This window comes from Mesorhizobium sp. BH1-1-5, from assembly GCF_020165615.1.
GTDB lineage: Bacteria > Pseudomonadota > Alphaproteobacteria > Rhizobiales > Rhizobiaceae > Mesorhizobium.
This window is the reverse complement of the sequence record NZ_JAIUIM010000023.1, coordinates 25,866-39,775: the sequence shown is the minus strand read 5'-3', so window position 1 is coordinate 39,775 and position 13,910 is coordinate 25,866. Positions and strand designations below refer to the sequence as shown.

General features: G+C 64.4%; 11 protein-coding genes and 1 pseudogene. 4 read left to right on the top strand and 8 right to left on the bottom strand.

From position 1 onward, the window contains the following. Positions 1-51: 51 nt before the first annotated feature. The 4 genes from LB572_RS25935 to thrC are packed head-to-tail and all read right to left on the bottom strand — an operon-like array spanning position 52 to position 6,261. Positions 52-2,940 carry an EAL domain-containing protein gene (locus LB572_RS25935; protein ID WP_224669746.1) on the bottom strand — a complete coding sequence of 963 codons (2,889 nt, stop codon included), beginning with the start codon at positions 2,938-2,940 and terminating at the stop codon, positions 52-54. Positions 2,941-2,942: 2 nt separating this feature from the next. Further along, positions 2,943-3,539: a GNAT family N-acetyltransferase gene (locus LB572_RS25930; protein ID WP_224669745.1), complete on the bottom strand. Its 597-nt coding sequence runs from the start codon at positions 3,537-3,539 to the stop codon at positions 2,943-2,945. A gap of 17 nt (positions 3,540-3,556) precedes the next feature. Next, complete coding sequence (locus LB572_RS25925) at positions 3,557-4,849, bottom strand: M16 family metallopeptidase (protein WP_224669744.1); 1,293 nt, start codon at positions 4,847-4,849, stop codon at positions 3,557-3,559. Positions 4,850-4,863: 14 nt separating this feature from the next. Next, a complete protein-coding gene (gene thrC / locus LB572_RS25920) occupies positions 4,864-6,261 on the bottom strand; it encodes a threonine synthase (RefSeq protein WP_224669743.1) in 1,398 nt (465 codons plus the stop codon). Positions 6,262-6,389: 128 nt separating this feature from the next. On the opposite strand from thrC, the gene LB572_RS25915 reads away from it, so the two are divergent. Further along, on the top strand, positions 6,390-7,136 hold the full coding sequence (locus LB572_RS25915; RefSeq protein ID WP_224669742.1) for a hypothetical protein: 747 nt from the start codon (positions 6,390-6,392) through the stop codon (positions 7,134-7,136). A 41-nt stretch (positions 7,137-7,177) separates the two neighbouring features. On the opposite strand, the gene LB572_RS25910 is transcribed toward LB572_RS25915, so the two are convergent. Next, positions 7,178-8,740, bottom strand: a complete 1,563-nt coding sequence (locus LB572_RS25910) for a winged helix-turn-helix domain-containing protein (RefSeq protein WP_224669741.1) — start codon at positions 8,738-8,740, stop codon at positions 7,178-7,180. Between the two features lie 109 nt (positions 8,741-8,849). On the opposite strand from LB572_RS25910, the gene LB572_RS25905 reads away from it, so the two are divergent. Further along, positions 8,850-9,311, top strand: a complete 462-nt coding sequence (locus LB572_RS25905) for a cupin domain-containing protein (protein ID WP_224669740.1) — start codon at positions 8,850-8,852, stop codon at positions 9,309-9,311. A 22-nt stretch (positions 9,312-9,333) separates the two neighbouring features. Here LB572_RS25905 and LB572_RS25900 read toward each other — a convergent pair whose 3' ends face one another. Beyond that, positions 9,334-10,023: an HAD family hydrolase gene (locus LB572_RS25900; protein WP_224669739.1), complete on the bottom strand. Its 690-nt coding sequence runs from the start codon at positions 10,021-10,023 to the stop codon at positions 9,334-9,336. 291 nt (positions 10,024-10,314) lie between these two features. Between LB572_RS25900 and LB572_RS25895 the strand changes: the two genes are divergently transcribed. Beyond that, entirely contained in the window at positions 10,315-11,448 is a 1,134-nt protein-coding gene (locus tag LB572_RS25895) for a site-specific DNA-methyltransferase (RefSeq protein ID WP_224669738.1), read from the top strand. Positions 11,449-11,502: 54 nt separating this feature from the next. On the opposite strand, the gene LB572_RS25890 is transcribed toward LB572_RS25895, so the two are convergent. Further along, entirely contained in the window at positions 11,503-12,114 is a 612-nt protein-coding gene (locus tag LB572_RS25890; RefSeq protein ID WP_224669781.1) for an HAD family hydrolase, read from the bottom strand. Between the two features lie 18 nt (positions 12,115-12,132). Continuing rightward, positions 12,133-13,251: pseudogene (gene mutY, locus LB572_RS25885) on the bottom strand (A/G-specific adenine glycosylase); the annotation flags it as partial. A 50-nt stretch (positions 13,252-13,301) separates the two neighbouring features. Between mutY and LB572_RS25880 the strand changes: the two are divergent. Then, complete coding sequence (locus tag LB572_RS25880) at positions 13,302-13,811, top strand: DUF721 domain-containing protein (protein ID WP_224669737.1); 510 nt, start codon at positions 13,302-13,304, stop codon at positions 13,809-13,811. The last annotated feature ends 99 nt before the right edge of the window (positions 13,812-13,910 follow it).

Below are 13,910 nucleotides of genomic sequence, written 5' to 3'. Positions count from 1 at the left end.
GCGCAGAAAGCGCCGCCAGATGGCCGCAGGAGTAGAGTTTCCAAACCGCCTCTAAGCCTTGGTCAGTGGATACTGCTCCCTCAACGTCTTCAGCACCTGGTCGCCGGGCATCGGCGCGCCGAACATGAAGCTCTGGACATATTCGCAGCCCATCTGGCGCAGCTCCAGCGCGTCGCTTTCGTCCGAAATGCCTTCCGCGACGACCGAAAGCCCAAGCTCATGCGCCATGTTGACCATGGATTTGAGCAGCACGGCGCGCTTCGGGGTGGCGTCGTCGACGAAGCTCTTGTCGATCTTGATCGTGTCGAAGGGGAAGCGCGTCAGGTAGGAGAGCGAGGAATAGCCGGTGCCGAAATCGTCGAGCGACAGCCCAATGCCGAGCTGTTTCAGCTTGCTCAGCACATGCGCGGTCTGCTCGGGATTGTCCATCACCAACGATTCGGTGAGCTCGAGCCGGAAGCAGCGCGGCTTGAGATTGGCGCGCGCGATGACCGAGCGGACGTCGCTGACAAGATCGCGGCGGATGAGCTGGCGGCTCGACAAATTGACCGAGACCGACAGCGGCGCGTCGCCGATCTGCTTTTGCCAGGCAGCCAGGTCTTCGGCCGCCTGCTGCATGGCGAACAGGCCGAGCTGCACGATCAGCCCGCAATTCTCGGCCACCGGGATGAAGTCCCCCGGCGGGATCATACCGCGGCGCGGATGGTCCCAGCGCAGCAGCGCCTCGAAGCCGGCGACGCTGCCGTCCTCCAGCCGCACGATCGGCTGGTAGGCAAGCGTGAACTCGCGCCGCTCGATGGCGCGGCGAAGATCGGATTCGAACTGCAGCCGGTCGGTGCCGACGGTGCGGAAGGCCGGCCGGAACGGCTCGATCCTGTCGCCGCCGAAGCGCTTGGCCTGGTGCATGGCAAGCTCGGCGTCCTTGACCATGTCCTCGGCCGAGGTCTGCGCCGTCGTCCACGTGATCAGACCTATCGAGGCGGTCAGCACGATCTCGCGCTTGGCGAAGGTGATCGGATTGTTGATGGCGTGCTTGATGGCGTCGGCCATGGCCGCGATGCGGGCAGGGTCCTGTTCCGAAAGCAGCATCAGCGCGAACTGGTCGCCGGCAAAGCGCGACAGCGAGTCCTTCGGCTTCAACAGCCGGTGCAGCCGGCGCGCGACCGTGAGGAGAATGGTGTCGCCGGCGGAAATGCCGAGACCGTCATTGACCTGCTTGAAGCGGTCGATGTCGATGATGAAGACCGTCGGTCGCACCTTGTCCTCGGTGCGGGCGATCGAAATGATCGCCTCCAGCCGGTTCATGAACAATTCGCGGTTCGGCAGGCCGGTCAGATTGTCGTGCACGGCGTCGTGCAGCAGCCTTTCCTCGGATTTCTTCTGCTCGGTGACGTCGATCATGGTGCCGACGCAGCGGATCACTTCGCCGTCGGAGCCGATCACCGGGCGGGCGCGCAGCGAGAACCAGTGATAGTGGCCGTCGGCGCCGCGCAGGCGGAAGTTCTGCGCCACCTTGCCGCGGCGGTGCTCGAGCACCACGTCGAGCGTGGTGCGGAACGTATCGCGGTCGTCGGCATGCAGCACGGGCAGCCAGTTGCGGGCAGCCCCGCCAAGGCTGTTGGGCGCAAGGCCGAGCTGCAGGCTGATGTCGGGCTTGGTGACGACGCGGTCGCGCAGCACGTCCCAGTCCCAGACGATGTCGCCCGAGCCGGCGACGGCGAGCGCCTGCCGCTCGAGGTCGGAGAACAGCCCCTGGTGCAGCGCGCCGCCGGCAAAGGCGTGCTGCATGACGGTGAAGCCGATCAGGAGGATGATCAGGATCAGCCCGCCGCCCAGCGCCGGCTGCGCGATGTCGTTGTCCAGCATGCCGGTGATCGCCATCCACGACCCGCACAGCCATAACAGCACCATCACCCAGCTTGGCACCAGCATGATCGCGCGGTCATAGCCGCGAATGCCGAGGAAGATGATGAGGCCGAGGCCGGTGAGCGCGGTGGCGGCGAACGAGATGCGGGCAATGCCGGCGGCGACCGCCGGATCGACGATGGCAACGCCCGCGATCAAGAGCAGCCCGAGGATCCAGACCAGCGCTCCATAGCTGAAATGGCCATGCCAACGGTTGAGATTGAGATAGGCGAACAGGAACACCACGAAGGTTCCGGCCAGGGCCACCTCCGTGCCGGCCCGCCATATCTGCTCGTTGCCGGGCGATATCTCGATGATCTTGTTGAGGAAGCCGAAGTCGACGCAGATATAGGCGAGCACCGCCCAGGCGAGCGCCGCGGTCGCCGGGAACATCGAGGTTCCCTTGACCACGAACAGGATGGTCAGGAACAGCGCCAGGAGGCCCGAAATGCCGATGACGATGCCGCGGAACAGCGTGTAGGAATTGACCGAGTCCTTGTAGGAATCCGGCTCCCAGAGATAGACCTGCGGCAGCTTCGGCGAGGCGAGCTCGGCGATGAAGGTCACCACCGTTCCGGGGTTCAGCGTCACCCGGAACACGTCGGCGTCCGGGCTTGTCTGGCGGTCGAGGGCGAAGCCCTCGCTGGGCGTGATCGCGGCGATGCGGGTCGAGCCGAGATCAGGCCAGAAGATACCGGAATTCACCAGGCGGAAATGCGGGGCGACGATCAGCCGGTCGAGCTGCTGGTCGGTGGTGTTGGCGAGCGCGAACACGGCCCAGTCGCCGCTCGAGCGCGCGTCATTGGCTTCCACCTCGATGCGCCGCACGATGCCGTCGGGGCCGGGCGCCGTCGAGACCTGGAAATTCTCGCCCTGGTTCCGGTAGATTTCCACGGCGCCGGAGAGGTCCAGCGCCTTGTCGTCGCGCGCGATCTTGATCGGCTCGACGGCGAAAGCCGGCATGGCCGAAAAAAGCGTGACGACGACCGTCATGATGAGGGCGAACAGCGACGCTAATCGCGGGAAATTCGTCACAATCAGCCCTTCGTTCCATCGCCCGGCGGATCGTCCGCGATCCGGGCGTAGAGGTAGTGATCCTGCCAGAGGCCGTTGATCCTGAGATAGGATCGCAGAAGTCCTTCGCGCCGGAATCCGGCTTTTTCAAGCACGCGGATCGACCGGGCGTTTTCGGGAATACAGGCAGCTTCGATCCGGTGCAACCTGAGCGTATCGAAGGCGAAGCGCGACACCAGCTTGACCGCCTCGGTCATCAGGCCTCGGCCGCCGAAGCGTTCACCGATCCAATAGCCGATATGACCGCTCTGCGCGACGCCATGGCGGATGTTGCCGAGCGTGATGCCGCCGGCAAGCTTGCCGCTCGATTTTTCGAAGATGAAGAAGGCGATGGCCGTGCCTTGCGCGTAATCCTCGCGGTAGCGGCTGATGCGCAGCCGCCAGGCGGTGCGGTCGAGCTCGTCCGGCTGCCAGCGCGGCTCCCAGGGTTCGAGGAAGGCGCGGCTTTCGCCGCGCACCGCCGCCCATTCGCGGTAGTCGTTGGTCAGGGGCACGCGCAGCGTGACCTTTTCGCCTCTCAGTGCCGGCAGGTCGCGGCGAAAGAAAGGGAGCGCGAACACGGCGCGTGTTCTAAGATTCAGACGGCGAGCCGGCGGGCCGTCGTCTGCGGACCCGCAAGCGATTCGAGAATCGCCTCGTAGGGCGCAAGCGTGCCCACGGGGCCAACCGCGGTAAGCGTCGGCTTGGTCGAGAACAGCCGCGAGGAGAGGTCGGTCAGCCGTTCGATGGTCAGCGCCGAAAGCCGCTCCATCAATTCCTCCTTGGCGATCGGCCGTCCGAACAGAAGCAGCTGCCGGGCAATCTGCGAGGCGCGGCTGGCCGGACTTTCGGCCGACATGATGAGGCCCGCGCGGTATTGCGCCCGCGCCCGGTCGAGCTCTTCCTGCTGGATGCTTTCGCCGGCCTTCTGCAGTTCGTCGATGATCACCGGCACCAGCTTGGCGATATCGCTCTGCCCGGTCGCGGCATGCACGCCGAAAATGCCGGTGTCGGAAAAACCCCAGTGGAAGGCATAGACCGAGTAGCAGAGGCCACGCTTCTCGCGCACTTCCTGGAACAGCCTCGACGACATGCCGCCGCCCAGGATCATCGACAGCACCTGCGAGGCATAGAAATCGCGCACATGGTAGGCGCGGCCCTCGAAGCCGAGCACGATCTGCGCATCCATCAGGTCGCGGTCCTCGCGGAAATCGCCGCCGACATACTGCGCATATTGCGGGATGTTGCCCTCGGCCTTGGCGCGGAAGCCGCCGAGCCGGTTTTCCACCTCACGCACGAAAGCGTCGTGCTTGATGTCGCCGGCCGCCACGATCACCATCCGCTCGGCGGCATATTGCCGCTCGATGAAGTCGTGCAGCTGTTTGGAGGTGAAGGATTTGACCGTCTCGGGCGTGCCCAGGATCGAGCGGCCGATGGTCTGGTGGCGGAAGGCGGTTTCGGTGAAGCGGTCGAAGACGATGTCGTCGGGCGTGTCGTGCGCGGCGCCGATCTCCTGCAGGATCACATGCTGCTCGCGCTCCAGCTCCTCGGGATCGAATTCGGATTCCTGCAGGATGTCGGCCAGGATATCGACCGCCAGCGGCACGTCGCCGGAAAGCACCCTGGCGTAGTATGAGGTCGTCTCGACGCTGGTGGCGGCGTTGATCTCGCCGCCGACATTCTCGATTTCCGAGGCGATCTCGAAGGCGCTGCGGCGCTTGGTGCCCTTGAACGCCATGTGTTCGAGGAGATGGGCCATGCCATGCTCTTCGTCGCGCTCGTTGCGGGCGCCAGACTTCACCCAGGCACCAAGGGCAACCGATTCGATGCTTGGAAGGGTTTCGGTGGCGACTGTCAGGCCGTTCGACAGACGGCTTACCTCAACACCCATATGGCAAGTACTCCCTAACGCGCCGCCCGCGTGTGGCGGCTCACGTAATCTTCCACCATTTTCAAGTCGGATGGAAGTATCGTGTATTTTTCGTCGGCTGTCATCAAGCCGCCTAGCCATGCGGGCAGGGCAGGGGTGATGCCGCTCGCTGCCTCGACCGCTGCCGGGAATTTCGCCGGATGCGCGGTGCCGAGCACCACCAGGGGCACCGGACCGGAGGCGTGGGCGGCCGCGACATGAACGGCGGCGGCGGTGTGCGGATCGAGCAGGTAGTTGCTTTTCTCGAGCGTCGCGCGGATGGTGGCGGCGACCTCTTCGACGGTGGCGCGGCCGGCGTCGAACTCGGCGCGGATGCGCCTGATCTCGCCTGCCTCGATGGTGAAGGCGCCCGACTGCTTCAGCCCGTTCATGTAGCGCCTGACCGTCTCGGCGTCGCGGCCCGCGGCCTCGAACAGCAGCCGCTCGAAATTCGACGACACCTGGATGTCCATCGACGGCGAGGTCGTGGCGAACACACCCTTGGTGCGGTATTCACCGCTCGCAAGCGTGCGCGCCAGGATGTCGTTGTCGTTGGTGGCGATGATCAGCCGTTCGATCGGCAGGCCCATGCGCTTGGCGGCGTAGCCGGCGAAAATATCGCCGAAATTGCCGGTCGGCACGGTGAAGGAGACCGGCCGGTCCGGCGCGCCGAGCGACACGGCGGAAGAGAAATAGTAGACGATCTGGGCCATGATGCGGGCCCAGTTGATCGAATTGACGCCCGACAACGACACCCGGTCGCGGAAAGCGTGGTCGTTGAACATGTCCTTCACTAGGCCCTGGCAATCGTCGAAATTGCCCTCGACCGACAGCGCATGGACGTTGGCGGCGCTCGACGTCGTCATCTGGCGCTGCTGCACCGGCGAGACCTTGCCGTGCGGGAAGAAGATGAAGATGTCGGTGCGGTCGCGGCCGGCAAAGGCGTCGATCGCGGCGCCACCGGTGTCGCCCGACGTGGCGCCGACGATGGTGGCGCGCTTGCCGCGCTCGGCGAGCACATGGTCCATCAGCCGCGCCAGCAACTGCATCGCCACGTCCTTGAAGGCCAGTGTCGGGCCGTGGAACAGCTCGAGGATGAAGGTGTTTTTTCCGGTCTGCACCAGCGGGCAGACGGCTTCATGCCGGAAAGTCGCATAGGCCTCGCGCACCAGCCGCTCGAAGACGGGCGCCGCGATCTCGCCGCCGAGGAAGGGCGTGAGCACGCGGATGGCAAGGTCGGGATAGGCAAGCCCGCGCATGGCGCGGATATCGGCGGCCGAAAACTGCGGCCATTCGCGCGGCACGTAAAGCCCGCCGTCGCGCGCCAGGCCCGCCAGCACCGCGTCGGAAAATCCAAGCGCGGGGGCATCCCCGCGGGTACTCACATATTGCATCGTCAAAGGCCCATTGCTGCCGGTCGCGTCATCCACGGCATTTGGTTAATTTTCCGAGCCGGCTCAGTCGCATTTTTGCCGCGCGGTTGCTATACGTCACCGGCTTTGTGAGAGGGAAGTGCAGTTTCATGGCGTTTTATTCGGTCAACCGTCGTTTTGTCGCGGGTCTGGCGCTCACCGGCTTTATGCTTGCCGCCGCCGGCTGCCAATCGAGCGACAATGGCATCCTGGATCTCGGTTTCGGCAAGAAGAACGATCCGACCGCGCCGCCGCCGCCGCAGGATTCCAAGATACTCGCCAGCCAGTTGCGCGCCTATTGCCCGAAAGTGACGCTGCGCGACGGCACCGCCTATTTCAACACCTATGCCAAGGGCACAGCGGCAAAGCCGAAGAAAAAGAAGCTTGATCCCGCGGCGCAGGCCGAGGCCGAGGCAGCCGCCGCGGCCGCCCAGACCGGCCCCAACGGCCAGCCGATCGATCCCGCTCACGATCCGTCGAAGATCGTCTACCAGGCCTCGGTCACCGACGTGACGCGCGATTGCACCCACGCCAACGGCCAGATGTCGATGAAGATCGCCGTCGCCGGCAAGGTCGTGCCGGGGCCGATGTTCGCGCCCGGCACCGTGACCATGCCGATCCGCATCGCGGTCCAGCATGGCGACGAGGTGCTTTATTCGCAGTTGCATCAGTACCAGGTGCAGGTCACCGACCCGTCGGCCGCCACCCAGTTCGTCTTCGTGGACAGCAATGTCGTGGTGCCTGAGCCGACCGCGCGCGATTACCAGGCCTATGCCGGCTATGACGAAAACACGCCGGTCGCCTCGGCGGACAAGTCGAAAGGCAAGAGGAAGAAGCGCGCTCCGGCGACGAATTAATATCTGCGCTCATCGACGGCTGATCGTGGCCTGGCGGCCGGTTACTCCGGCAATCCGGCTGCCCGTAGCGCGCTGCCAAGGACCTCGGCGAGCGCGGGCGCGCAATTCACGCCTGCAAACTGGCGGCTGTAGCGAAAGGCAGGCTGGAGCTCGATCACGCGAGCGGCTGCCGCCTTCGCTTCGTCCAATCGGCCAAGCTTGGCCAGCGCCGCGGCCAATTGCACATAGGTGATGCTGTGCGCCGGATTGGCTTGGACGGACTTGTAGGCAGCACGGCAAGCCTCGTCGTAACGGCCGCGCAGCAAATGGCTCATCGCCTGCGCGTCAAATGCGGCCCAGGCCCACGAATCGAACGGGCTCAGCCGCATGCCATGCTCGCTCCACTCTATCGCGCGCTCCGCTTCGCCGTTCCATCCGAGAACGACGCTGCCAAGGATGTAGGTCAGAGCCGATGATGGGCTGATGGCGAGCGCTGCTTCCAATGCCGCGAATGCGGCGGCGCGATCATGCGCATCCATTCCGATGGAAAAGCCCGCCCATGTCAGGGCGAGCGCATCGTCTTGTCCATGGACGATGGCCGACCGCGCGTGGCGGATCGAAGACGCACGGTTGATCTCCTGCAGGCCGGCGCGAAGGAACAGGCAATGGTGGCACATCGCGGCGTTGCCATGCGCCAGCGCATAGGCTGGTTCGAGTGCGATCGCACGGTCGAGAAGCGCCAGCGCCCTGGTGACCTGTTCCGGCATGCCTGAATCGACATCAGGCTGGGCCTGCAGCACGAGATCGTAGGCATCGAGACTATCGGGGCGCTTGCGCCTGACACGTTCGATTTCGGCCTTCCGCACGCTTGGCGCAATCGCGCCCACTGCTGCCAGCGCGATCTCGTCCTGAATCGCGAAAATGTCGTCGGAGCTGCGATCGTAGCGCTCGGCCCAGACATGCGCGCCGGTCGAAGCGTCGATCATCTGCGCGGTGACCCGCACGCTTCCGCCGGCCTTGCGCACACTGCCTTCGAGCACATAGCGAACGCCAAGCTCGCGACCGACCTGCTTCACGTCGACGGCGCGACCCTTGTACGAGAAGGTCGAATTTCGCGCGATGACGAACAGCCATTTGATGCGCGCCAGACCTGTGATGATGTCGTCCACCATCCCATCGGCAAAATACTCCTGCTGTGGATCGCCGCTCAAATTCGAAAATGGCAGGACCGCGACGGAGGGCTTCTCAGGCAAGCTCGGCGCCGACGCAGCGCGGGTGGCGGCCGAGATATTGGGAGCATTGGCGGCGACGGCCGGTCCGACATAGCGATAGCCGCGGCGCGGCAATGTTTCGATCCAGTTCGCGGCATTCGCCGCATCGGCCAGTGTCCGGCGCAAGGCTGCGATCTGAACCGTCAGATTGTTATCGGCAACCGCCGATCCGCCCCAGCCGGCGTCGATCAGCGCGTCCTTGGACACGGGTTGGCCCCCGTTCTGGATCAGCAGACGCAGCAACGCGACGGCGCGCTGCCCGAGCATCGTCGGCTCGGCCTCGTAAAAGAGAATGCCCACCTCAGGATCGAGGCGGAACGGGCCGAACTGGTAGAGGTCGCCCCTGACGGTCATTGGAGTCTTTTAGCAAATTTTTGGCAACGGATTCACGACTTTCCGGCGTGAGCGGTCGATGTTGCGTGAATGCTTGCCAGATACAAGCGCCCTGTCAGAGGAGGATCATATGAGCGCCGATGCCGTCATCCGCATGCCCGACGAGAAGAAAGGCGTCATGCTGCGTGGCCACCCCATGGCTTTCCTCGTCACCGACGAAAATACCAGGCATACGAGCATGTTCGACTGGACGATCCCGCCAGAGTTCGCCACCGGGCGGCATGTTCACCGGGTGCAGGAGGAGACCTTCTATCTGCTCGAGGGCGAGTGTGAATGGCATGTCGGCGACCGGGCGATCCGGGCAACGCCGGGAACCTTCCTGTTCATCCCGCCGGGAGTGCCGCACAACATCACCAATGTCAGCAAGAAGCCGGCGCGCGTGCTGATGACCGTCTCTCCGCCCGGTCACGAGCATTATTTCGAAGAACTCGCCGAACTGGCGGCGCAGGGTGCGCCGGATTCGAAAGCGCTCGCCGATCTGCGAAATCGCTACGACACCGACCAACTGTCGACGCTGACGACCCGCGCGTAGGCGTCGTCCTCGACCTTCTGGTCTAAGCGTCTTCCGACCATTCCGACAGCGCGGCGATCGTGCTGTTGAGCTCCGCCCAGCGCCGGATGACCGTTTCGGCGCCGGCCTCGGTCAGCGCATCGGCATGGCCGGGATAGCTGTGCCCTGCGCCGGTGAAGCCGATGACGCGCATGCCGGCCGCCCTGGCGCCGGCAATGCCATGCACGGAATCCTCGATGACGAAGGTGTTCTTCGGGTTGGCGCCGAGCTTTTCGGTGGCGTAGAGGAACACGTCCGGCGCCGGTTTGGGCTTCTTGCTCGGGATATCCAGCCCCGAAAAGATGCGGCCGGCGAAGAACGGCAGCAGCCGCACCTTCTCCAGCATGAATTCGACCCGCTCCGTGCTGGAGTTCGAGCAGACGGCGCGTGGCGCGGAGACGGCGACGACCGCCTCGCGGGCACCGTCGATGATGCGCACGTCCGCGCGCAGCTTGCGGTCGACCAGTTCCTCGGCGCGGTCGATCAGCGAGGCCTGGAACGGGATCTGCGATTTCTCCTCGACCCGCAGCATGATGTCTTTGAAGGTCAGGCCGGCATAGGTTTCACTAAGCTCCTCAGCCGAAATCTCGAACCCAGCCGACGTCAAAAGCTCCGCCTCGATGCGGGCGGCGATGATTTCGGAATCGACGAGCACGCCGTCGCAATCGAAAATGACAAGGTCTGGCTGGGGCATGGCTATCCGAAAGCGTTTGGGGGAGGCCTGAATGGCTTAGAGCGTGATGCCGAAAAGTGTGGAGCGGTTTTCGGACGACATCATGCTCTACTTCTTTGATCTGGAGCTAAATTCAGATTTCAGGTCGACATGACCTCAAATCTGAATTTAGCTCTAGGCGGGCGCGGCATACACCAATGGGCCAGCCTTCGCAAACCGCCAAAGGTGATGCGGCGAGCCTTCACCGAATGTTTACGCTGATCGGTAACCATAACAGCCAGTAAACCGTAACGCGTTCCTTTGGGTGTTTTGATGTCTGCCGTGCGTCTTATCGACGAGCTTTCCCATGCTCCCCAGCAGTCCGAATGGCTGGACACGATCCTGAAGGGCGATTGCGTCGCCGCCCTCGACCGGCTGCCGGAAAAGTCGATCGACGTCATCTTCGCCGACCCGCCCTACAATCTGCAGCTCGACGGCGACCTGCACCGGCCGGACCAGTCCAAGGTCGACGCGGTCGACGACGACTGGGACCAGTTCGAGAGTTTCGAGGCCTATGACGCCTTCACCCGCGCCTGGCTGCTCGCGGCGCGCCGCGTGCTGAAGCCTAGCGGCACCATCTGGGTCATCGGCTCCTACCACAACATCTTCCGCGTCGGCGCCCGCATGCAGGATCTCGGCTTCTGGATCCTCAACGACATCGTCTGGCGCAAGACCAACCCGATGCCGAATTTCCGCGGCCGCCGCTTCCAGAACGCGCATGAGACGATGATCTGGGCCTCGCGCGACCAGAAGGCCAAGGGCTACACCTTCAACTACGAAGCGCTGAAGGCCTCGAACGACGATCTGCAGATGCGCTCCGACTGGCTGTTCCCGATCTGCACCGGCGGCGAGCGGCTGAAGGACGAGAACGGCAACAAGGTGCATCCGACGCAGAAGCCGGAAGCCTTGCTGGCCCGCATCATGATGGCCTCGACCAAGCCGGGCGATGTCGTGCTCGACCCCTTCTTCGGCTCCGGCACCACGGGTGCTGTCGCCAAGCGTCTCGGCCGCCATTTCGTCGGCATCGAGCGCGAGCAGGCCTACATCGATGCCGCCAACGAGCGTATCGCCGCGGTTCGTCCGCTGGAAAATGCCGATCTGACCGTGCTTTCCGGCAAGCGCGCCGAACCGCGCGTCGCCTTCATCAGCCTGATCGACAACGGTCTGGTGACGCCCGGCGCCACGCTCTATGACGCCAAGAAGCGTTGGGCTGCCAAGGTGCGCGCCGACGGCACGCTGGCGATCGGCGACAGCGCCGGCTCGATCCACAAGATCGGCGCCGAGGTGCAGGGTCTGGATGCCTGCAACGGCTGGACCTTCTGGCACTATGAACGCAGCGGCGGGTTGACCCCGATCGACGAATTGCGCCGCATCGCCCGGCTCGGCATGGAGCGGGCAGGGGCCTGAGCAGCCACCCGCTCTTGAATCAAGACTTCAACGGATCGCCGCAAGCGATTCAGTTCAAGCCGCAATCCCGAGCCGTTCAAGGTCCGCTTTAAGCGTCCTGGCGTCGGTGAACAGCACCGCCTGCCAGCCGGCGGCCTTGGCGCCGTCGACATTCTTCTGGCTGTCGTCGATGAACAGCGTAGCGGCGGGTTCCAGGCCGAAAGACGCGACGTGATGGTCGTAGATGGCCCGATCCGGCTTGATCTGGCGGATGTCGCCCGAAACGGTCACGCCGCGTGGGCTGTTCAGGAAGTCGAAGCGCTCGCGCGCCTCGGCAAACGTGTCGGAGGCGAAGTTGGTCAGCATGGTCACGTCATAGCCGTTGGCTATGAGGTTCTTCATGATGACGACACTGTCGTCATAGGCATGCGGCACCATCTCGTGCCAATGGCGGCGGAAATTGCGGATGTTTTCCGCGTGGCCGGGATGCTCGGCGATCAGCTCAGCTTCCGCTTCTTCCCAGGTCCGGCCGCGGTCCTGCTCGATGTTCCAGGCGCTGGTGCAGACATTGTCGAAGAACCATTTGCGCTCTTCGGCGTCGGGGATCAGGCGGCTGAATGCGAGGTCCGGGTCGTAATGGATCAGCACCCTGCCGATGTCGAACACGATATGGCGGATTTCGGTCATGCAGGCCTTCTTTGCACTGTGCGGCGACGGCTTTTTCGTCGCGCCCGGTATCGCCCCTTCGATCGCCTTTTTCATGACAGTGGGCAGCGCTTCCCCGGAAATCTCGTGGGCCAGCGACCAGAAATGCCCGTCCGGCGCATCGCCCTTGATTTGGGCATGGAAGACTTCGAGTTCGAGCGCGAAATGGGTGAAGACATGGCCGATCTGCCCGGCACGCCGCCAGTTGGCCGGGAATGGCGCGGCGTCGGCCGTCGTGGCGCCGTCGACCCGTGCCGTCCAGCCCGTGGTCGGCACTTCGGTCATGCCGCCGAGCAAGCCCTTTTCGGGTCGCTTGCGCAGCAGGATGGCGCCGTCATCGCGCTCGGCGACGAAGGCGGCGCCCTTGCGCAGCGGCTTGTCGTCCTTCGGCAGGCGGACCGGGAAACGTTCCGGATCGCCGGTGAGGATGGCGCTGCAATCCGCGCGCAGGGGGCAAAGCATGCAGCGCGGCCGCTTCGGCGTGCAGATCGTCGCGCCGAGATCCATCATCGCCTGGGCGAAATCGCCGGGCCGCGCCCGCGGCACCAGTTTCTCGACCAGCGCGCGAATTTGCGGCTTGGCTTCGCTGAGCGGCGTTTCGATCGAATGAAGCCGGGTCACGACCCGCTCGACATTGCCGTCGACCACCGCCGCCGGCCGGTCGAAGGCGATCGCCGCGATCGCGGCCGCCGTGTAGGCGCCGATTCCCGGCAGTTCGCGCAGGCCCGCCTCGGTATCGGGAAAGCGGCCACCGCTCAGCGCCACGAGGTCGGCGCAGGCCTTCAGGTTGCGCGCCCGGGAATAATAGCCGAGCCCGGCCCAGGCCTTCATCACGTCCTCGGTCGGTGCCGCCGCCAGCGCCTCGATCGTCGGCCATTTCTCGACGAAATTGCGGAAATAGGCTTTCACCGCCTCGACCGTGGTCTGCTGCAGCATCACCTCGGACATCCAGACGCGATAGGGATCGGCCCTCACGCCGCGCGCGAACGCGACGGGTGTCACGCGCCAGGGCAGGTCGCGGTGATGCGCGTCGTACCAGGCGAGCAGCCGGGATGCGATGTCCGTATCGTCGGCTGCGGCCTTCTGTGATGCCTTGCGGGTCTGATCGAGCGGTGCCATTGATCGGAAGAGTTGGGGGATCGGATGAGCTGGGAGACTGGAGAACGCACATGGCAGGGAAAAGGGCCTTCGGCAATCCCGTTCCGGTGAGCGATCTCGCGACCGCGATCCTCGATCCGGTGCTGAAGAAGCGCGCCGGCATCTCGATCGGGCTGGTGCAGTCCTGGGAGGAAATCGCCGGACCGCGCCTCGCCAGCCATTCACGGCCGGAGAAGATCCAGTGGCCGCGCCGCCTGCACGAGGACGACCCGTTCGAGCCGGCGACACTGATCATCGCCTGCGAAGGCATGGCGGCGCTGCATCTGCAGCACGAGGCCGGCGAGGTCATCAACCGCGTCAACGCCTTCCTGGGCTTCAACGCGGTCGGCCGCATCAAGATCCTGCAAAAGCCGGTACTTTCGCAAAAGGCGCGACCGAAGCCGGCGCCGCTGCCTTTGAACGAGGTCGAGAAATCGAAGCTCTCGCATCTGGTCGGCAAGATCGAGGACGACGGATTGCGCGCTTCGCTGGAGCGGCTTGGCGCCACAATTATGGGTGAAAGGAAGCGCAAAGGGTCGTAAGAAGCGTCATGAGTGCGTCACCAATCTCGCGCATTCGTGATGCTCATGATCAAGTTTCGCGATTGGATTGGGGATCGCGATGCCTTAATTCGCGCCAAC

What these genes read in the sequence shown, in the direction of transcription:
- LB572_RS25895 (WP_224669738.1), top strand. Translation starts at nt 10,315, where the DNA reads ATGTCTGCCGTGCGTCTTATCGACGAGCTTTCCCATGCTCCCCAGCAG.
- LB572_RS25900 (WP_224669739.1), bottom strand. Translation starts at nt 10,023, where the DNA reads ATGCCCCAGCCAGACCTTGTCATTTTCGATTGCGACGGCGTGCTCGTC.
- LB572_RS25880 (WP_224669737.1), top strand. Translation starts at nt 13,302, where the DNA reads ATGGCAGGGAAAAGGGCCTTCGGCAATCCCGTTCCGGTGAGCGATCTC.
- LB572_RS25905 (WP_224669740.1), top strand. Translation starts at nt 8,850, where the DNA reads ATGAGCGCCGATGCCGTCATCCGCATGCCCGACGAGAAGAAAGGCGTC.
- thrC (WP_224669743.1), bottom strand. Translation starts at nt 6,261, where the DNA reads ATGCAATATGTGAGTACCCGCGGGGATGCCCCCGCGCTTGGATTTTCC.
- LB572_RS25890 (WP_224669781.1), bottom strand. Translation starts at nt 12,114, where the DNA reads ATGACCGAAATCCGCCATATCGTGTTCGACATCGGCAGGGTGCTGATC.
- LB572_RS25915 (WP_224669742.1), top strand. Translation starts at nt 6,390, where the DNA reads ATGGCGTTTTATTCGGTCAACCGTCGTTTTGTCGCGGGTCTGGCGCTC.
- LB572_RS25910 (WP_224669741.1), bottom strand. Translation starts at nt 8,740, where the DNA reads ATGACCGTCAGGGGCGACCTCTACCAGTTCGGCCCGTTCCGCCTCGAT.
- LB572_RS25925 (WP_224669744.1), bottom strand. Translation starts at nt 4,849, where the DNA reads ATGGGTGTTGAGGTAAGCCGTCTGTCGAACGGCCTGACAGTCGCCACC.